This window comes from Paenibacillus sp. PK4536, from assembly GCF_028594455.2.
In the GTDB taxonomy this organism is placed as follows: Bacteria; Bacillota; Bacilli; order Paenibacillales; family Paenibacillaceae; genus Saccharibacillus; species Saccharibacillus nuruki.
Map to the genome: position 1 here is coordinate 1,275,117 of NZ_CP126313.1, position 20,472 is coordinate 1,295,588.

Below are 20,472 nucleotides of genomic sequence, written 5' to 3' on the forward strand. Positions count from 1 at the left end.
AACGATCAAGAAACGGGGAGAGTATGATGAGTGGAAAGACATGGCAATCGTTGTTAGAGCATGTCAGAACACTTGTAAAAGAACAGCGTCTTGGTTCAGCTGGCGATACCATTATTGTCGCTGTATCAGGTGGGCCAGATTCTGTAGCACTACTTCATGTTTTGCATGCTTTATCCGATGAATATCAATGGAAGCTAGTCTGCGCTCATCTTAATCATGGATTTCGTCCAGAAGAATCTGCACAAGAAGCGCAATATGTAGCTAAGATATCGTCAGACTTGCACATTCCTTTTGAGCTAGAAGAAGTCAGTACGCCTGATTATATGGTAGAGACGGGTCAAGGACCACAAGAAGCTGCACGTACATTACGCTATGATTTTTTGCATCGAATCGCTGAGAAATGGTCTGCACATTCGATCGCACTGGCTCATCATATGGATGATCAAGCAGAAACGGTATTGATGCGAATTTTGCGTGGATCAGGGGCTGAAGGATTAAGCGGAATAAAAATGCGTAGAACTGAAAAAAATGTGGAACTTATACGTCCGTTCTTACGTATATACAAGACGACCTTGATTCATGCCTGTGAAGAATGCGATTTTGGTTACATTACAGATAGCAGTAATCTTCACCGCAAGTATACACGTAACCGTATCCGATTGGATGTTTTACCATTTTTGGAGCAATTTAATGAGCAGTTGGTGCCATCACTGGCAAGGCTTGCTGAAATTGTCGGAACTGAAAATGATTATATTCAACAGGAAACAGGGACGTTATACGCAGAATTGGTTAAAGAAGAAGAAGGATCGTTTTCATTTGAAGTTACTTCTTTCGTGGAAGTGCATGTCGCTTTACAACGGAGGTTGATTAAACTAATATTGAGTTATCTGTCACCATCTTACGAACAATTTGATTTTTCCAAAATTGAGATGGTTCGGGGACAGATTATGCAAAGTGGTCTCACAAGTTGGAGTCTGGATATTGGCGATAAGGTCACTTGTGTCCGAGAGTATCAGAATATCCGATTTATACGAGGAGTACCCAAGTTTTATGAACCATATTGTATTCCGATTTTGCGTAATAATGAGGTTATATCTATTCCTTTTACCAAGGAGCAATTAGATATCCGATTATTGCCATGGAATAGGAATGATTCAGATCAGATGGAACTTTCTTCGGAGGAAGCGTTTTTTGATGCGGATTTACTGACTTTTCCGCTTTGTTTGCGTTCTCGCCGTCAAGGTGACTCGTTTAAACTTACAGGAAAAGGCGGAACGAAGAAAGTTAAAAATCTTTTTATCGATGAGAAAATACCATTATCTCAGCGTAATACTTTGCCTTTATTGGCTGATTTTCACGGTCAAGTGCTATGGATTCCAGGAATTCGACGTTCGGGATCAGCTTTGGTGCACCCGGGTACTTCTTGTGTAGTACATATGAGGCGAATAAAAACTGAAGAAAATGTTTGATTATCGTCGATTCGGCTTGATAAGTATAATGTAGGAGGTTCAACCAAGTTGCGCAATGACATTGAAGAAGTACTCATCAGTGAAGAAGAGATTCAGCAGAAGATTTTAGAACTTGGCGCTAAGCTAAGTGACGATTACAAGGGACGCAACCCGCTTGTGATTTGTGTATTGAAAGGTGCTTTTGTATTTATGGCTGATCTGGTTAAACGGATCGACGTACCGCTTGAGATTGATTTTATGGCGGTATCCAGTTATGGAGCATCTACCAAATCATCCGGTGTTGTCAAAATCATTAAAGATCTAGATGTTTCTGTTGAAGGACGGGACGTATTGATCGTAGAAGACATTATTGACAGTGGACTCACGCTTAGTTACCTTATGGAGGTATTGCGCGGTCGTAGTGCTAGTAGCGTACGTGTAGTTACTCTTTTCGATAAGCCAGCAGGCAGAACCGTTGACTTAGAAGCAGATTATACCGGTTTTGTTATTCCGGATGCTTTTATTGTTGGATACGGTCTAGATTATGCTGAGAAATACCGGAATCTCCCCTACATTGGGATTTTAAAACCGGCAATTTATTCAAACTAATTACCTATGTCTGAATAGCAGCAATATCCGTTATTTGGCTTCGAGCTCTATTGAGAACGTAAGTCTGGCTATGGTAAAATAATTTAAGTGTCTCGAGAGGAGGTAGGGGATGAATCGGTTCATCCGGAATTCGGGTTTCTATTTAATTCTTTTTTTAGTCGTGGTGGGCATTGTACGTTACGTTAGTGACGGAAGCGAAGCTACCGATAATCCAAGATATGATCAGCTTAAAGCAGCACTTGCTGCTGGTAATGTCTCCTCTGTTACGGTTCAGTTTGATAACTATGCGTATTTAGTTACAGGTGAATACAAAACAAAACCAGCAGATGCGAAGTCGAATGCATTTTCTTCTTACATCCCTGCCACTGATGCAGCGATCAACGAGATCGAAACAGCTAGTGACAATGGGGGTACACAAGTAACCATTAAGCCGATGGAAGGCGACAGTATTTGGTTGTCATTCATCACTTCGATGATTCCACTTGTGATTATGTTTATTCTGTTCTTCTTCCTCTTCAATCAAGCTCAGGGTGGCGGCGGCAAAGTGATGAACTTTGGTAAGAGTCGTGCTCGCTTGTATAACGAAGAGAAGAAAAAAATTACATTCGAGGATGTAGCAGGGGCTGACGAAGAGAAACAAGAACTCGTCGAAGTTGTTGACTTCCTGAAAGATCCACGTAAGTTTAACGCCGTTGGAGCTCGTATTCCTAAAGGGGTACTTCTTGTAGGTCCTCCGGGTACTGGTAAAACATTGCTTGCTCGTGCAGTAGCAGGAGAAGCAGGCGTACCATTCTTCAGCATTTCCGGTTCTGATTTCGTAGAAATGTTTGTCGGTGTCGGTGCGTCGCGTGTACGTGATTTGTTTGAAAATGCGAAGAAAAATGCACCATGTATTATTTTCATCGATGAAATTGATGCTGTTGGTCGTCAACGGGGCGCAGGTCTTGGTGGCGGTCATGATGAGCGCGAACAAACGCTAAATCAACTTCTTGTTGAAATGGATGGATTTGGAGCTAACGAAGGTATTATTATCGTTGCTGCAACTAACCGTCCAGATATCTTGGATCCTGCATTGTTACGTCCAGGTCGTTTTGACCGTCAAATTACGGTGGATCGTCCAGACGTGAAAGGTCGCGAAGCTGTACTGAAAGTTCACTCACGTAACAAACCACTTACGTCTAACGTAAGATTGGATACAATTGCGAAACGTACAACAGGTTTTACAGGTGCAGATCTGGAGAACTTGATGAACGAAGCAGCATTGCTTGCTGCGCGTCGTAATCGTCGTGATATTTCGATGAATGAGGTTGATGAAGCTATTGACCGTATCATCGTAGGTACAGAAAAACGTAGTCGTGTTATTAGTGATCGTGAAAAACGTATCGTTGCTTATCATGAAGCGGGTCATACGATTGTAGGTTATTTCTTGGAGCATGCGGATATGGTACACAAAGTAACAATCGTACCGCGTGGACGTGCTGGCGGGTATGTTATTATGCTTCCTAAAGAAGACCGTATGCTTGTAACGAAACAGGAATTGTTGGATAAAGTAACTGGTTTGCTAGGTGGACGTGTTGCTGAAGAATTATTTATCGGCGAGATTGGTACTGGAGCATATAGTGACTTCCAACAAGCAACTGGTATCGTACGTAGCATGATCGTTGAATACGGTATGAGTGAGAAGCTTGGACCGATGCAATTCGGTACTGCTCAAGGTCAAGTATTCTTGGGTCGTGATATCGGACACGAGCAAAACTATAGTGATAAAATCGCTTATGAGATCGATCAAGAAATGCACCGTTTTATTACGGAATCTTACGAACGCTGTCGCGAATTATTGCAAAAGCATTCAAGAGAAATGCATTTGATTGCTCAAACATTGCTTGAAGTAGAAACATTGGATCTAGAACAAATCAAAGAATTGATCGAAACTGGATCTTTAAGTGATACTGGCAATAGCGATGGTAATAGCGGTTCAGGGGAAACACCAGAAGGTGGCGAACCAACTGTAGATACAATCGGTGGTTCTTTGAGCTTGGAGAAAGATAACACTCCATCTACACCTGGATTGGGCAAAGACGGAGATATTCCGAATAGCCCTACTAATGGCCCTGGCGAAGATCGTGGACCAAATGGAACAGGTGGAAGTACACCCACTTCGTAATCAATAACAAAATGCAGTAAATAAAAAGCCTGAAGATCAATAGGATCTTCAGGCTTTTTTGCGTTTAAAAAATATGTTCAAATTCATAGATTGACAAGTGAGTATAGCATTGTGTACATTATTGGTTGAACCTGATCACAAATTTGACACAATTCACACAGTAGTAAGGGATATTTTTCACAAACTATTCGATCAGAAAGCTATAACTACCTTAGAACATACTTCTCTGCCAAACATTGTGAAATGAATCTCAATCAATTTGAAGGAGTGATTACGATGGAAGCGTTAGCACTGGAAAAGAAAGCAGAACGGGATGCACAGCTCAAGGAACGTCTTTTAGAATTAAAAAAGGAGCGCAATGCTATTATTCTAGCTCATTATTATCAACGGGATGAGATTCAAGAAGTGGCAGATTTCCGTGGCGATTCTTTTTTGTTAGCGCAAAAAGCAGCTCAGACTGAAGCAGATACGATTGTGTTTTGTGGAGTTCACTTTATGGGTGAAAGTGCTAAAATTCTAGCACCTAACAAAACAGTGATTATCCCTGATGAGCGGGCAGGTTGTCCAATGGCAGATATGGTCAATGTAGATGGTCTGCGTCGATTAAAAGAAAAACATCCTAATGCTAAAGTGGTTACTTATATTAATTCATCTGCTGAGATCAAAGCAGAAACAGATATCTGCTGTACTTCGGCAAATGCGGTGAAAGTCATTCAGTCCGTTGATTCCGACGAAATCATTTGGGTTCCTGATAAAAATTTAGGGCACTATGTACAACAGCATACTGATAAAAAGATGATTATCTGGGAAGGGTATTGTAACACCCATGATATGTTGACGGTCAAAGACGTGATGGAGATGAAAGCGAAACATCCTCATTCTGAATTTGTTGTTCATCCTGAATGTCGGCCAGATGTTGTTGCTTTAGGTGACTTTGTAGGTAGCACAACAGCGATTATCAAATATTGCAAAGAATCGCCTTGTCAGGAGTTTATCGTAGGGACAGAAGATGGTACAGGTTATCAGCTTCGCAAAGACAGCCCTGATAAAACATTTCGCTTTGCTAGCAAATATTTAGTATGCCCTAATATGAAAGTGAATAATTTAAAAAAATTAGTCAATTGCTTAGAGCAGATGAAACCTCAAATCTATGTACCACCTGCTGTTGCTGATCAAGCTCGTGTTTCTTTGGAACGTATGCTACAAGTATCTTCATCTTGAACGATTGAGAGGGAACAGATTATGATTCCAAATCGCCTGATAGATTATCATCTGAGTGAATATATTCACAAACAAGTCGATGTTATTATTATAGGTTCAGGAATTGCAGGATTGTTTGCTGCTATTTCGGCAAGTGAATATAAGCACGTTCTTATGATCACAAAGAAATCATTATTAGACAGTAATACTCGTTATGCTCAAGGCGGGATTGCAGCTGTGATAGCAGCAGATGATTCTCCTCTTTATCACCGTCAAGATACATTGCTTGCAGGAGCTGGTCTTTGTTCCTCGTCTGCCGTAGATGTGCTTGTGCAAGAAGGCCCAGCAGGTGTACAGGAACTGATTCGTCTAGGCACTTTATTTGATACGATTGACGGACAATTGGAGTTAACACGAGAAGGGGCTCATAGTCATCGCCGTATTTTACATGCAAATGGGGATTCTACAGGATATGAGATTGTTAGAGCATTATCTCAGCATGTGGCTGAACATCCACGTATTGAAGTTTGGGATGAGCATTTGGCAATTGATCTAGTCACGCATCACAATGAATGTACAGGCGTCATCGTAAAGCAACCAGATGATCGTCTCGTCTATGTCCAAGCAGAAGCGACTGTGATCTGTTCAGGAGGTAGTGGACAGCTATATCAATATACGACGAATCCTGATGTGGCTACAGGCGATGGAGTGGCGATGGCTTACCGCGCAGGAGCACAGGTACGAGATATGGAATTTATTCAATTTCATCCGACTGCTTTATGTTATCCAGGTGCACCGCGATTTCTGATCTCAGAAGCGTTACGCGGTGAAGGAGCTATTTTGCGTAATCATACAGGTGAAGCTTTTATGGCAAATTACCATCTGTTAAAAGAACTGGCACCTCGAGATATCGTAGCTAGAGCGATCATCAGTGAAATGGAAAAAGAAGAAAGTACTTGTGTCTATCTGGATATCACACATGAGTCTGAAGAGACATTGAAACGCCGTTTTCCTACTATTTTTGCAACCTGTGTGAGATATGGATTAAATATAGCTCAAGACTGGATTCCTGTGGCACCTGCGGCTCATTATATGATGGGTGGTATCAAAACCGATCTTCAAGGAGCAAGTAGTGTGCAGCGATTATTTGCTTGTGGTGAAGTCTCTTCTACAGGTATTCATGGGGCAAATCGATTAGCAAGTAATTCATTATCCGAAGCGATTGTTTTTGGCAAACGGGTAGTTCAGCAAATTCTTCAACTACCTCCACTGGTTGAACCCGAGCAAGAATCCTCTTTATCAGCAAAAGATATGCTTTCTTATGATAAGAATGTACCTGAATTCACAAACTCTGCCGAACAATGGATCAGTTGGCGCTTAGAACTCCAACAGATTATGGGACAGTACGCTGGACTTCGTCGTACCTCTGTATCTCTTCAAGAAGGCTTAACTAAGCTTGAAGAATTAGGGATTATTTTTGAATATCCAATGAATACAAAGGAAGCTATCGAGCTGTCCAATATGTTGACATGTGCTTTGCTTGTGATGCGTTCAGCATTGTATCGGGAAGAAAGTCGTGGCGGACATTATCGAGAAGATTTTCCAGAGCGTAATGATACAGATTGGCAACAGCATATTGTGCAACAGATTCATCAAGGGCTAACAAAGGAGAGTAGTGATGATGTTTAACGGATACGAAGACAATCTAATACAATGGATCAAATTATGGCTAAACGAAGATGTAGGCGCTGGAGATATCACTACAGCAACCACAGTTCCACAAGGACATAGTAGTCGCGCCGTTATTCATGCTAAGCAAGATGGAATACTTGCGGGGCTCCCGGTAGCGGAGTTAGTATTTCGCACAGTTCATCCTGATCTGAAGTTTCAACCTATCGCTCAAGAAGGACAAAAGCTACACAAAGGTGATATCATTGCAGAAGTAGAAGGCAGTACACACCATCTACTGACAGGAGAACGTCTAGCACTTAATTTATTGCAACGGATGTCGGGGATCGCTACTCGTACTCGTGAATATGTAGATGCTATTCAAGATTTGCCGGTAAGATTGGTAGATACACGTAAGACCACACCGGGACATCGTATGCTTGAGAAATATGCTGTACGTATTGGTGGCGGACATAATCATCGTTTTGGACTTTATGATGCTGTGATGATTAAAGATAATCATATCAAAGCAGCAGGCGGAATCACCGAAGCGGTCAACTCAGCTCGTCACCAGATTCCGCACACAATGACGATTGAAGTCGAGACTGAAAGTATAGAACAAGTACAAGAAGCTTTGACTGTTGGAGCAGATATCATTATGCTTGATAATATGTCACCAGAACGTATGCAAGAAGCAGTGCATATGATTCGTGAGCAAGCCCCGCATGTAAAAATTGAAGCATCGGGCAATGTATCGTTAAATACAATTTATAACTTAGCAGCCACAGGCGTTGATATTATATCTGTAGGACGACTGACGTATTCTTTTGAAAATCTGGATATTAGTCTGGATTTGGGTGCGAAGAAAGGGGAGTGACGCACTTTGATAGTTGTGATTGATATTGGAAATACGAATATCGTGTTGGGCGTATATCAAGGAGAACAATTGCTTCATCATTTCCGTATCAATACGAATCGTCAAGCTACACCGGATGAATATGGAGTGATGGTGCATAACCTTTTTCAGATGTCCAATATTGTGATTGATCATATTCAAGGAATTATTATTTCTTCTGTTGTGCCTCCAATTATGAACACGCTAGAAGAAATGTGTAGAAAATATTTACATCATACTCCTATGATTGTCGGACCGGGCATACGCACCGGTCTGAACTTGCGTTATGAGAACCCACGCGAAGTGGGAGCAGATCGGATTGTGAATGCAGTAGCAGCTGTTGCAAAATACGGTGGTCCTGTCATTGTTGTTGATTTTGGTACAGCGACTACATTTGATTGTATTGACAGTAAAGGTGATTATCTAGGCGGCGCAATCGTCCCTGGAATTGGGATTTCTACAGAAGCTTTGTATCAACGAGCTTCCAAGTTACCGAATATTGAATTAGAGAAACCTAAAAAAGTCATCGGACGTAATACCGTTCATGCCATGCAATCTGGTATTATATATGGATACGCTGGACAAGTGGATGGAATCGTCAAACGAATTCATGCTGAAATGGGCGTGATTGGTAAAGTCGTGGCTACTGGTGGTTTGGCAGAACTGATTTCCAGTGAAACCGAAACAGTCGATGAAGTGAATCCAATGCTTACACTTGAAGGATTACGTTTGATTTATGAGCGTAATGTAATAACCACACCGATAGACAAAACTTTTGGTACGCCTAAAGCGTCTAAATAAAAATAGAAGAACCATGCTCATTGGAAAATACAGCAAGAGCAACGAGAGGAGCCATTACAAATGGAAAATCAACAACACACAAAACCGGACCTTGTCGTCCGTGGTATAGCATTAGGTGGTAAAGTACGTGCATTTGCTATTCGCTCTACTCATTTAGTCGAGGAAGCACGTCAACGTCATGATACATGGCCTACAGCAACAGCAGCAATGGGTCGTACGCTGACAACAGCAGCAATGATGGGTGCTATGCTTAAAGGCGAAGAAAAATTAACATTACAAGTAAAAGGTGACGGCCCGATCGGTCAGATCGTAGCGGATGCCAATGCGAAAGGCGAAGTTCGTGGATATGTTGATCATCCACATGTTCATTTGCCAAGTAATGCGATGGGTAAATTGGATGTAGCAGGAGCAGTAGGTACAGAAGGCTTTGTATATGTAATCAAAGATTTGGGACTTAAAGATCCTTATCGTGGAAGTGTGCCGATTATTTCAGGAGAGCTAGGCGAAGATTTCACGTACTATTTTGCGAAGTCTGAACAGACTCCATCTGCGGTAGGTATTGGCGTACTTGTAGATACAGACAACTCTGTTATTGTAGCCGGCGGATTTATTATTCAATTGTTACCCGGTCTTACCGATGCAGAAATTGACCAAATCGAACAATCGATCAGCACGTTGCCACCTGTAACGACTCTTTTAGCAGAAGGATTAGAGTTAGAAGAACTGTTACGCCGTGTTGTGCCTGATGCTCAAGTGATGGAAACATCAGATGTGCGATTCTATTGCCCTTGTTCTCGTGAACGTGTAGAACAAACGTTGATGAGTCTAGGTGAATATGAATTGACGCAATTGATCGAAGAAGATGGACAAGCAGAAGTAGTATGTCATTTCTGCGGTGAAAAGCATTTATTCAATCGTCAAGATCTGGAATCTATTCTTGCTGAAGCTAAAAGTTAAGGAATACGAAATATATGACTAGAGGCAGATCACCTGTATGGACAGCCGTCTTGGTCTTATTATCTGTAATTATTATGCTGCTCGGTGCCTTTTGGGTGATCCGGGCAGTTCAACATTCTAGCTCTTCTACAGTAGCGATGGTAGGTAATGAGTCGATCAGTGAACAAGAATGGGTTAATGAATTGAAGCGAAGATATGGCAAAGAAATTTTGACACAAATGCTGAATCATCAAGCGGTCAAGCTTGAAGTGCAAGTACGCCATATCGCAGTTACTGAAGAAGAGATTCAAAATGATCTAGCAGAGCGTATTAGCGGATATTCTTCACCAGCAGACTTTTATCAAGAAATGAATACTCAATTTGGATTAAGTGCAGATGATCTGAGACAAGAATCTGAATATCAGATTGAACTGGAAAAGATCGCTACAGCAGATATCAAAATTACAGATGCAGAAGTGGATGCGTACTTGAAGCAATACGAACAATCGATGCAAAAGCATCAATTTGATTTGGCGTGGATTGAATTAGACACTGAAGAATCAGCGCAACAAGCAATAGAACGTATCGATCAAGGAGAAGTGTTCTCCTCAGTTGCACAATCGATGTCAGTGGATACATTTTCAGCACCACAAGGTGGAGCACTTGGATGGATCGATCAAGATGATCCTTTTCAACCACCTGAATTGTTAAAAGCTATTCAAGATATGCAAGCAGGTGATGTTGTTGGACCGATTGCATTAAGTACAGGTCATTATGCGATTGTACAAGTCACCGATATTCGTCCAGCTCCTTCTGCCAAGCAGAGCATGAGCCGGGAGACTGCAAGACGCAAAATTGCTCTAGGACAAGCCAAACCTTTAAATGAAATTGAGCAACAATTAAGAGAAAAATATAATGCGTACATTTTATCTGTGGCAGAATAAAATATTTATTCAATCTTAGCGATTTCGTGTTATTTTTGCTAAATGCTAGATTGACAACGCTGTGACAGATTGATAATATAAAAGTATATTAAAACCTACTATTTTACTCGGAATAGCGTAGATTAGACATATAGAATAGAGTTCGTATTCACAGCTACGTTCTATCATTTGAAGGAGGGCTATAGGCATGGCAAAAGTCGTCAATAACATCACAGAACTTATCGGAGGAACACCGCTAGTTAAGTTGAATAGTATCGTTCCTGAAGGAAGCGCAGATATCTATCTGAAGCTTGAATATCAGAATCCGGGTTCCAGTGTCAAAGACCGAATTGCAATCAGCATCGTAGAAGAAGCGGAAAAACAAGGTTTACTCAAACCTGGTGGTACGATTGTTGAAGCAACTAGTGGTAACACAGGTATTGGACTAGCTATGGTCGCTGCTGCTAAAGGATATAAATGTGTAATTGTAATGCCTGAGACAATGAGCATAGAGCGTCGCAATTTGCTGCGTGCATATGGAGCAGAATTGGTTCTTACTCCTGGATCAGAAGGTATGAATGGAGCAGTCAAAAAAGCAGAAACGATTTTGAGTGAAAATCCAGATTACTTTATTGCAGAACAATTTAAAAATAAAGCGAATGTTAAAATTCACCGTGAAACAACAGGCCCTGAAATTGTAGAAGCGATCGGTTCGATCGGTGGAACATTGGATGCTTTTGTAGCAGGTATCGGTACAGGTGGTACTATTTCTGGTGCGGGTGAAGTTTTGAAAGAATCTTTCCCAGAGATCAAAATTTATGCAGTAGAACCAGCAGCTTCTCCTATTTTGGCAGGTGGTCAACCAGGCCCTCACAAAATTCAAGGAATCGGCGCTAACTTTATTCCTGAAATTTTGAACCAAAACATTTACGATGAAATTATTCATGTTGAAAATGAAGAAGCCTTTGAATGGGCTCGTCGTGTAGCCAAAGAAGAAGGGATTCTTACAGGTATTTCTTCCGGTGCAGCGATCAAAGCCGCTCTTCAAGTGGCTAAAGAGTTAGGTACAGGTAAACGTGTCGTTGTGATTATCGCAAGTAACGGTGAACGTTACCTTAGTACACCGCTATACAACTTCGAATCGTAATTAGAACTATCGGATGATCTACAGTATCTTTATTGATATGAAGATGTTTCCGTATTGAGATCAAGTTGTATGATACACTGATCTTTTGTTCTAAGATGTTATATTCGAATATATATGGATCTCAAGCTTCTACCTTTGTCTACACGGCATAAGGCTAGAAGCTTTTTTATATTCCGCATCTTCTCATTCGATCCATGCTTTAGTATACTAACGACAATGAATAGATCATCAGGTTGGAGGAAGATCGATTGACCAAAGTATATACATCATTTCAACAATGGACAGACTGGCAAGCAGAAGGATACACCCAACTGCCTTATATCGTTCGTATCCCGTTAGAAGATCAACTTTTACCGGATAGCTGGGAACAATTGTGGCAAGAAGAGATGCCTTATTCTTTTGTATTGGAAAATGGGAAAAGTGGCAGATACAGTTATGTTGGACTTTCTCCTGTATCTATACTCAGTGGTCAAGATCAGCAAGCACATATTCGAAAGTCCACAGATACCACTCCTGTTTTGGCTATACCGAATGCACAACCTGAATATATAACCGATGCCTCTTATACAGGCAAGCCTTTAGATATATTACGAACATGGATGTCGACCGATCGTGCTCCCAAATTACCAGAAGTGCCTCTATTTACAGGAGGGTGTGTAGGCTTTCTAAGTTACGATGTCGCTCGTTCTTTAGAAAAATTACCCGATCATCTAAGCAATGATCTAGGGATGCCAGATTATCTATGGATGAAATTTAACCAAATCTGGGTGATTGATCATACGGATAAGCAGTTGTACTGTTGTGTCCATACCTCTATAGGTAAAAGTACAGATCATCAATCTTCGTATAATCATGCGGCTACATGCGCAACGCAGATGGCAGAGCAGTGGCAGAATATTCTACAACAAGCTCAAGCATCATCGACAATAGCACGTAAGCAATTTCTAACAGAACATCCAATAGCATTAACCGATTCACGTACGGATGGGTATGGATTTGAGACCGAATTTGATCAGATTCAATTTGAAAAAGCGGTGCAAACGATTCAGGAGTATATCCGTCAGGGTGATGTATTTCAAGTCAATTTGTCTTTACGCAGTCATCGACCTTTAGCTTCGACACCAGAATCGGTGTATGAATGGCTTCGTTTAACCAATCCGTCTCCATATATGGGATTGCTACGTACACCTGATTTTTATTTAGTATCGGCTTCACCCGAATTATTGGTACGTGTTGTAGATGGCAAAGTCTCTGCACGACCGATAGCAGGTACAAGGCGTAGAGGTACAACTGAAATTGAAGATCAAGCGATGGAAGACGATCTTTTATCTAATGAAAAAGAACGTGCCGAACATATTATGCTGGTCGATCTTCAGCGTAATGATCTCGGACGAATCGCCAAATATGGTACAGTACGTGTGCCTGAACTGATGACGATCGAACGTTATTCTCATGTGATGCATTTAGTCTCTGGAGTCGAAGGTGAACTAGCCGAGTCCAAAGATGTGTATGATGTTATCGCTGCTGTATTTCCCGGTGGAACAATTACCGGTGCACCGAAAGTGCGTACGATGGAAATTATTGAAGAATTAGAACAGACTCGTCGTGGTGCGTATACAGGTTCGATGGGCTGGATTGACTATAATGGTAATATGGAATTAAATATTATTATTAGAACATTAACGGTCAAAGACCATATAGCGTATATGCAAGCAGGTGCAGGTGTGGTGATCGATTCGGAACCGTATCGCGAATATCGCGAATGTTTTAACAAATCGAGAGCGATGGCAAGAGCAGTTATGTTAAGTGAGCAATACGATCAAGTGCAAGCAGAGAAAGGGAGAATATAATGATACTCGTTATAGATAACTACGATTCATTTACGTATAATCTTGTTCAATATTTAGGCGAATTGGGTGAAGAGGTTGTTGTTCGTCGCAATGATGAGATCGATATGGCGGGTATTCGTACAATGGCACCCGATCATATTTTATTATCCCCGGGTCCATGTACACCGACAGAAGCAGGTATTACTTTAGACGTAATCAACCATTTCAAAGGCGATATTCCGATCTTCGGTGTTTGTCTGGGTCATCAAGCGATTGGTCAAGCTTTTGGAGGCAATGTTATTCGCGCAGAGCGATTAATGCATGGTAAGACGTCACCTATTTTGCATGATAAGAAATCTGTTTTTGAAAATCTACCTTCTCCATTTACTGCGACTCGTTATCATTCATTGATCGTGGAACGTGAAAGTCTACCGGATTGTTTAGAAATTACAGCGGAGACAGCGGAAGGCGAAATTATGGGTCTACGTCATAAAGAATATGCAGTCGAAGGTGTACAATTCCATCCTGAATCGATTGTGACCGATCATGGGCATGAAATGTTGCGTAGCTTTTTGAGTCGTAAAGTAGATAAAGCACCAACATTATGAAATATGTATCATTAAACGGACAAGTTATTGCTACAGATCAAGCCGTGGTCTCTGTCATGGATCACGGTTTTTTGTATGGAATGGGATTGTTTGAGACGTTTCGTACTTATAATGGACAGCCTTTTTTACTGAAGCAACATCTAACTCGACTATCTACAAGTTGTGAATCGCTCAGAATCATGTGGAACGAATCGGTAGATCAGGTGCAAAATCAGATTCGAGATCTCATGTATGCTAATGAATTAACAGAGGCGTACATTCGGTATACGATTTCAGCAGGAACCGATATATTAGGTTTGCCTTCTGGAGCCTATGAGCAACCGAATATCATTATATATGCCAAATCATTACCTCCAGCACGTCCTGATTCAATGTCGCTTATCGATCATCTATATAGTCATAGCAAGTCATTACGTTGTTTACACACATTACGCAACACACCAGAAGGCGATATTCGTTTTAAGTCACTCCATTATATGAATAGTATTTTGGGCAAACGCGAACTGATGCAATATCAAGATCATCCATCTACGGCTGTAGAAGGGCTAATGCTGACCAAAGAACAACATATAGCAGAAGGTATTGTAAGCAATCTCTTTTTTGTGAAAAATCAGCAACTGTATACACCTGCTATAGATACGGGCATACTACCCGGCATTACGCGCGCTTTTGTTATTCAATTAGCCATGGCAGCAGGTATTGTTGTGCATGAAGGTCATTATACATGGAAGCATTTACTTGAAGCAGATGAAATATTTTTAACCAATTCAGTTCAAGAAATTGTTCCTGTAAAGCAATTATTAGAAGATACAGCAACGTATGAGGTTCCTCAGGATCTTTCCCATTCAATGACTTTGCAATTAGCTTACGCTTATCTTAAGGAGGCTTATCAGCAGTGAAACAGCCTATGCGCTATACAAGAACATACGATTTGGGTTCGACCAACTTAACACTTGGAGATACAACATTAATAATGGGTATTTTGAATGTCACTCCAGATTCTTTTTCAGATGGAGGACAATATACATTAATCGAGCGAGCTGTCGAACATGCTTTGCAAATGATGAAAGACGGAGCAGATCTGATTGATATTGGTGGCGAATCCACTCGTCCCGGACATGATCCCGTATCGACAGAGCAAGAGTTAGAACGTGTAATTCCTATTATTGAAGCTTTGCATCGTCAAGCTCCCCATATTCCATTATCAATAGACACCTACAAAGCAGAAGTGGCTAAGCAAGCACTGCAAGCCGGAGCACATATCATTAATGATGTTTGGGGCGGACAAGCTGACCCTCTGATGGTACAAGTAGCTGCTACTGCCCAATGTCCGATTATTTTAATGCATAATCGAGATAACATGGATTATACCGATCTGGTATCTGATGTCCTTCATGATCTTCAGGCTTGTATCGATCATGCTCTGCAAGCAGGAGTCCAAGCTGAATATATCATTTTAGATCCGGGTATCGGATTTGCCAAAACAGCGCAACACAATCTACAACTGATGTCCCAACTCGATCAACTATCTTCACTAGGCTATCCATTATTATTAGGAACATCTCGCAAAAAGTTTATTCGGACAGTACTTGATCTAACTGCTAACGATGTAGTTGAAGGAACAACAGCTACCACTGCTTTTGGGATTGCTCAAGGCTGTCAGATTATTCGTGTGCATGATATTAAGCAGAATAAGCGGATGGCGATGATGTGTGATGCGATGCTAGAGTCTACCATCAATCAATAGAAGTTAATCAAAGAAACAGATACACAGGAGGATAAATACTCAATGGATAAAATGATTCTAACACGGATGGAATATTACGGTTATCATGGTGTTTTTGAAGAAGAACGTAGATTAGGTCAACGTTTTTATGTCGATTTAGAATTAGAAATGGATCTGGCAACTGCTGGACAGACCGACGATCTTAGCACAACGATCAACTACGCTGAAATTCATGAAAAAGTAAAACAAATCGTTGAAAAGCAGTCTTTTAAATTGATTGAAGCTCTGGCAGAATGTATTGCATCCTCTTTACTGGACGCTTATACTGGGGTACATGCACTAACTGTTAGAGTAACCAAGCCTCATCCACCGTTTGATATTCATTTTCAAGGCGTTACTGTGGAATTGCGGCGTACACGAAAGTGAGAGTCGGTCATGAAGTCATCTGTTCCCTCTGAATATTCAGAGGCTTATATTGCTTTAGGCGCTAATTTGGGCGATCGTGAGCAGACCTTAACAGAAGCTATACAGATGCTGAATGATCATTCCGATATAGAGATTGTTCGTTGTTCAGGTCTGTATGAGACAGCACCGGTCGGGTATATCGATCAACCTTCTTTTTTAAATATGGTATTAATGTTACGTACCACATTAGAACCGGAACCGTTATTAATGAGCATGTTGGATGTTGAGAATAAGTTAGGTCGGGTACGAGATATTCGCTGGGGCCCACGTACAGTCGATCTCGATTTACTATGGATGGATCATCAACAATTGCATACCGAGCGTTTAGAGTTACCTCATCCACGAATGAACGAACGTGCTTTTGTACTGGTGCCATTAGCAGAAATAGTATCCTCTGATCAGCACCCCGAGTTATTTTATTCGGTTCAGCAATCGCTACAGCTTATTGAAGCCGAACAACAAGGAATTCACTATGTCAAAGCTTTTACTATGCCCTTTAATTCAAAATTAAAATAAATATACAGATTATAAAATCTGTTGTTTGATACAGGGAATCAGTCGCTTGTTTGCATGCTACATTATGGATAGAGATACAAGGAGTGAACCCGAATGTTAAAAATCGGTGATATAGAAATGAAAAATCAGGTCGTACTCGCACCTATGGCTGGAGTATGTAATCCTGCTTTCCGTTTAATAGCCAAAGAATTTGGTACAGGTCTAGTCTGTGCTGAAATGGTAAGTGATAAAGCCATCTTGAATGGTAATAAGCGTACACACGAAATGTTATTTGTGGATGAACGCGAGAAGCCGCTAAGTCTGCAAATTTTTGGAGGAGATCGTGAATCTCTAGTTGCCGCTGCCAAAGTGGTCGATCAAGATACCAATGCAGATATTATTGATATCAATATGGGTTGCCCGGCTCCCAAAATTAACAAAAGTGATGCAGGAGCCAAATGGCTACTTGATCCGAATAAAATCAATGAAATGGTCGCTGCTGTAGTTGCTAATGTAAGTAAGCCTGTTACCGTTAAAATGCGTATCGGTTGGGATAGTGATCATATCTTCGTAGTCGATAACGTCAAAGCGGTAGCTGATGCAGGTGGTAAAGCGGTCAGCGTACACGGTCGTACACGTCAACAACTATACACAGGACAAGCTGATTGGTCATATATCAAGCAAGCCAAAGAAGCAGTCTCTATTCCAGTAATCGGTAATGGAGATGTGATTACTCCTGAAGATGCGAAGCGTATGCTGGATACCACAGGTTGTGATGGGGTTATGATCGGACGGGGCGCTCTAGGGAATCCATGGATGTTATACCGTACCATCGAATACCTTAAGACCGGTCAATTACTATCCGAGCCAACCGCAGAAGAGAAAATCAGAATAGCGATTTTGCATATGGATCGTTTGATTGATCTCAAAGGGCAACATGTGGCTGTGAGAGAAATGCGTAAGCATCTTTCTTGGTATTTAAAAGGAATCAAAGGATCAGCCAAAATCAAAGATTCTATTATGGAAGAAGTAAAGCGTGATGAAATGGTACAGATTTTGCACAACTTCTTGGAAGGACTTCCTGTAGGTGAACTAAGTTCTCCGGGGAATGAAATCGAAGAAGCAGAGCAAGTATGTAGCATCTAAATGATCGTCATAGGTACAAATAATAAAGGCAGGATACAGTGTTTAATACTGCTCCTGCCTTTTTATTGACATTTCGTAATCATTCCCATATACTTTTTCAGTATAAATTTGCCTGAACTAAAGGTTTAGATACAGTAATTAAGCCTCTTTGGGGAATCCCTATTGCAATCATCATTTCGACAAGAAACCCCGAAGCGCGATGAGCGAAAATTATTCACATGACAGGAGAATCGGTTGAGATGAGCGACAAAGAAGTCATTTTAACACAGGACGGTCTGAAGAAGCTGGAAGACGAGCTAGAAATGCTTAAATCTGTAAAAAGACGTGAAGTAGCAGAACGGATCAAAGTTGCTATCGGGTACGGTGATATTAGTGAGAACTCTGAATACGAAGATGCTAAGAACGAACAAGCATTTATCGAGGGACGCATTATTACACTTGAAAAGTTGCTACGCAACGCTCGTATTATCAATAGTGATGAGATCGTTACTAATATCGTAAGTATTGGTGCTACTGTTATTGTAGAAGATATGGAATTTGGCGACACAATGGAATATACCATTGTAGGTAGTGCTGAATCTAACCCTTCACAGAATAAGATTTCGAATGAAAGCCCTGTAGGTAAAGCTATTCTTGGTAAGCAAAAAGGAACAACCGTTGATGTTAGCGTTCCTGCTGGCGGTGTGATCCAGTACAAAATTCTTGAAATCAAAAAATAAGATTGTCTTATGTACGTTAAGATAAGTAGATCGTATTTATGTTATATCCTATGAAAAAGCTTCCTTTGGGAAGCTTTTTTCTTGAAATGAATACGAAATATATGGACATTTCGCAAAGGTTAAGCAGATATTATCAGTTAAAATCGTTTTATAGATTTATGAATACTGCCAAATCAGTTACACTATACTCATAGTGTATATTTCATAGCCTGTATGTAACGCGATTAATAGATATGAAATATAGCCAACAGGTATTACTTTGAAGGAGTTGAAGTTCAGCAATGTCTGAAGAAAATGTAAACCCCAATCCAGAAGAGATGGATAACGAAAACGAAATAAGTGAGCTATTGCAGATACGTAGAGACAAATTAGACGAGTTACGCGGTCTAGGTATTGATCCATTTGGTCAAAAGTATGTACGTACTTCTACAGCAGCAGACGTTATTAGTGAATATGATAGTTTGACCAAAGAAGAACTAGAAGAAAAAAGTATCACAGTAAGTTTAGCAGGACGTATTATGGCTAAACGTGGTATGGGTAAAGCAAGCTTTGCACATATTCAAGATTTAAGCGGACGTATTCAAATCTATGTTCGTCAAGACAGCACGCCAGAAGTGAAGTACCAAGCGTTCTCTATTCTAGATCTTGGAGATATCGTAGGTGTTACAGGTAAAGTATTCAAAACCAAAACAGGCGAAACTTCTATTAAAGTAAGTGATCTAGAAGTATTGTCCAAATCACTATATCCATTACCAGAGAAATATCATGGTCTAAAAGACGTTGAATTGCGTTACCGTCAACGTTATGTAGATTTGATTGTGAATCCTGAAGTTCAGCAGTCATTTATCACGCGTTCCCGTATTATTCAATCAATGCGTCGTTATTTGGATTCATTAGGCTATCTAGAAGTGGAAACACCTACACTACACTCTATCGCAGGTGGAGCCGCAGCCAAACCTTTTATCACGCATCATAATGCGCTAGATATGGAACTGTATATGCGTATTGCAATTGAGCTTCACTTGAAACGCTTAATTGTCGGCGGTCTGGAGAAAGTATACGAAATCGGACGCGTATACCGTAATGAAGGAACATCAACGCGCCATAACCCTGAATTCACAATGATTGAATTGTATGAAGCATATGCAGATTACAAAGATATTATGAGTCTAACAGAGAATATGATCGCTCATATCGCTCAAGAAGTACTGGGTACAACACATATTCAATATCAAGGACAAGATATTGATCTAACTCCACAATGGCGTCGCCTGTCTATGGTAGATGCTGTTAAAGAAGTAAAAGGAGTAGACTTTGGCGTACACATGACGAATGAAGAAGCTCATGCACTAGCTAAGGAACATCATGTTAAAGTAGAACCGCATATGACATTCGGTCATATTTTAAATGAGTTCTTTGAACAATTTGTAGAAGAGACATTGATTCAGCCAACCTTTATTACAGGACATCCGGTTGAAATCTCTCCACTTGCTAAACGTAACACAGAAGATCCACGCTTTACAGACCGTTTCGAGCTGTTTGTTGTGGCACGTGAACATGCTAACGCGTTTACAGAGCTTAATGATCCGATTGACCAACGTCAACGTTTTGAAGCGCAAATGGTTGAAAAAGAAAAAGGCAACGATGAAGCACATGAAATGGATGATGACTTTATTCGTGCACTAGAATACGG

At 40.8% G+C, this 20,472-nt stretch carries 19 protein-coding genes (1 of these 19 cut by a window edge); all 19 read left to right on the top strand.

What is annotated here, in order from left to right:
• The first annotated feature begins 26 nt into the window (after positions 1 to 26).
• Entirely contained in the window at positions 27 to 1,469 is a 1,443-nt protein-coding gene (gene tilS, locus PO903_RS05910) for a tRNA lysidine(34) synthetase TilS (RefSeq protein ID WP_137225689.1), read from the top strand.
• A 48-nt stretch (positions 1,470 to 1,517) separates the two neighbouring features.
• Positions 1,518 to 2,057 carry a hypoxanthine phosphoribosyltransferase gene (hpt, locus tag PO903_RS05915; protein ID WP_069326082.1) on the top strand — a complete coding sequence of 180 codons (540 nt, stop codon included), beginning with the start codon at positions 1,518 to 1,520 and terminating at the stop codon, positions 2,055 to 2,057.
• A gap of 109 nt (positions 2,058 to 2,166) precedes the next feature.
• Positions 2,167 to 4,221, top strand: a complete 2,055-nt coding sequence (gene ftsH, locus PO903_RS05920) for an ATP-dependent zinc metalloprotease FtsH (RefSeq protein WP_069326083.1) — start codon at positions 2,167 to 2,169, stop codon at positions 4,219 to 4,221.
• Positions 4,222 to 4,497: 276 nt separating this feature from the next.
• On the top strand, positions 4,498 to 5,442 hold the full coding sequence (nadA, locus tag PO903_RS05925; RefSeq protein ID WP_137225690.1) for a quinolinate synthase NadA: 945 nt from the start codon (positions 4,498 to 4,500) through the stop codon (positions 5,440 to 5,442).
• A 21-nt stretch (positions 5,443 to 5,463) separates the two neighbouring features.
• Positions 5,464 to 7,110, top strand: a complete 1,647-nt coding sequence (gene nadB / locus PO903_RS05930) for an L-aspartate oxidase (protein ID WP_273592886.1) — start codon at positions 5,464 to 5,466, stop codon at positions 7,108 to 7,110.
• Complete coding sequence (gene nadC / locus PO903_RS05935; protein ID WP_137225694.1) at positions 7,100 to 7,966, top strand: carboxylating nicotinate-nucleotide diphosphorylase; 867 nt, start codon at positions 7,100 to 7,102, stop codon at positions 7,964 to 7,966. The genes nadB and nadC overlap by 11 nt, the downstream gene beginning before the upstream one ends.
• A gap of 6 nt (positions 7,967 to 7,972) precedes the next feature.
• Positions 7,973 to 8,785, top strand: a complete 813-nt coding sequence (locus PO903_RS05940; protein WP_069326087.1) for a type III pantothenate kinase — start codon at positions 7,973 to 7,975, stop codon at positions 8,783 to 8,785.
• Positions 8,786 to 8,845: 60 nt separating this feature from the next.
• Positions 8,846 to 9,742 (top strand): Hsp33 family molecular chaperone HslO, encoded by an 897-nt coding sequence (gene hslO / locus PO903_RS05945; protein WP_069326088.1) that lies wholly within the window; start codon positions 8,846 to 8,848, stop codon positions 9,740 to 9,742.
• A gap of 14 nt (positions 9,743 to 9,756) precedes the next feature.
• A complete protein-coding gene (locus tag PO903_RS05950) occupies positions 9,757 to 10,665 on the top strand; it encodes a peptidyl-prolyl cis-trans isomerase (protein ID WP_273592887.1) in 909 nt (302 codons plus the stop codon).
• Between the two features lie 187 nt (positions 10,666 to 10,852).
• Complete coding sequence (cysK, locus tag PO903_RS05955) at positions 10,853 to 11,791, top strand: cysteine synthase A (RefSeq protein WP_069326090.1); 939 nt, start codon at positions 10,853 to 10,855, stop codon at positions 11,789 to 11,791.
• Positions 11,792 to 12,039: 248 nt separating this feature from the next.
• The gene (locus PO903_RS05960; protein ID WP_273592888.1) at positions 12,040 to 13,641 is read left to right on the top strand and encodes an anthranilate synthase component I family protein; all 1,602 of its coding nucleotides are present in this window, start codon (positions 12,040 to 12,042) and stop codon (positions 13,639 to 13,641) included.
• Entirely contained in the window at positions 13,641 to 14,228 is a 588-nt protein-coding gene (pabA, locus tag PO903_RS05965; protein WP_069326092.1) for an aminodeoxychorismate/anthranilate synthase component II, read from the top strand. The genes PO903_RS05960 and pabA overlap by 1 nt, the downstream gene beginning before the upstream one ends.
• The gene (pabC, locus tag PO903_RS05970) at positions 14,225 to 15,127 is read left to right on the top strand and encodes an aminodeoxychorismate lyase (protein WP_273592889.1); all 903 of its coding nucleotides are present in this window, start codon (positions 14,225 to 14,227) and stop codon (positions 15,125 to 15,127) included. The genes pabA and pabC overlap by 4 nt, the downstream gene beginning before the upstream one ends.
• A complete protein-coding gene (folP, locus tag PO903_RS05975; protein ID WP_502921666.1) occupies positions 15,124 to 15,975 on the top strand; it encodes a dihydropteroate synthase in 852 nt (283 codons plus the stop codon). Before pabC ends, folP begins: the two co-directional genes overlap by 4 nt.
• Before the next feature lie 42 nt (positions 15,976 to 16,017).
• Entirely contained in the window at positions 16,018 to 16,380 is a 363-nt protein-coding gene (folB, locus tag PO903_RS05980) for a dihydroneopterin aldolase (RefSeq protein WP_137225707.1), read from the top strand.
• A gap of 9 nt (positions 16,381 to 16,389) precedes the next feature.
• Positions 16,390 to 16,935, top strand: coding sequence for a 2-amino-4-hydroxy-6-hydroxymethyldihydropteridine diphosphokinase (gene folK / locus PO903_RS05985; RefSeq protein ID WP_273592890.1), 546 nt, complete (start codon positions 16,390 to 16,392; stop codon positions 16,933 to 16,935).
• 93 nt (positions 16,936 to 17,028) lie between these two features.
• A complete protein-coding gene (gene dusB, locus PO903_RS05990) occupies positions 17,029 to 18,060 on the top strand; it encodes a tRNA dihydrouridine synthase DusB (protein ID WP_273592891.1) in 1,032 nt (343 codons plus the stop codon).
• A gap of 239 nt (positions 18,061 to 18,299) precedes the next feature.
• A complete protein-coding gene (greA, locus tag PO903_RS05995; protein WP_069326097.1) occupies positions 18,300 to 18,779 on the top strand; it encodes a transcription elongation factor GreA in 480 nt (159 codons plus the stop codon).
• 281 nt (positions 18,780 to 19,060) lie between these two features.
• Positions 19,061 to 20,472 carry the 5' portion of a lysine--tRNA ligase gene (lysS, locus tag PO903_RS06000; RefSeq protein WP_069326098.1) on the top strand. 121 nt of this gene lie beyond the right edge of the window, so 1,412 of the gene's 1,533 nt are visible here — the first part of the coding sequence; the start codon lies at positions 19,061 to 19,063; the stop codon falls past the right edge of the window.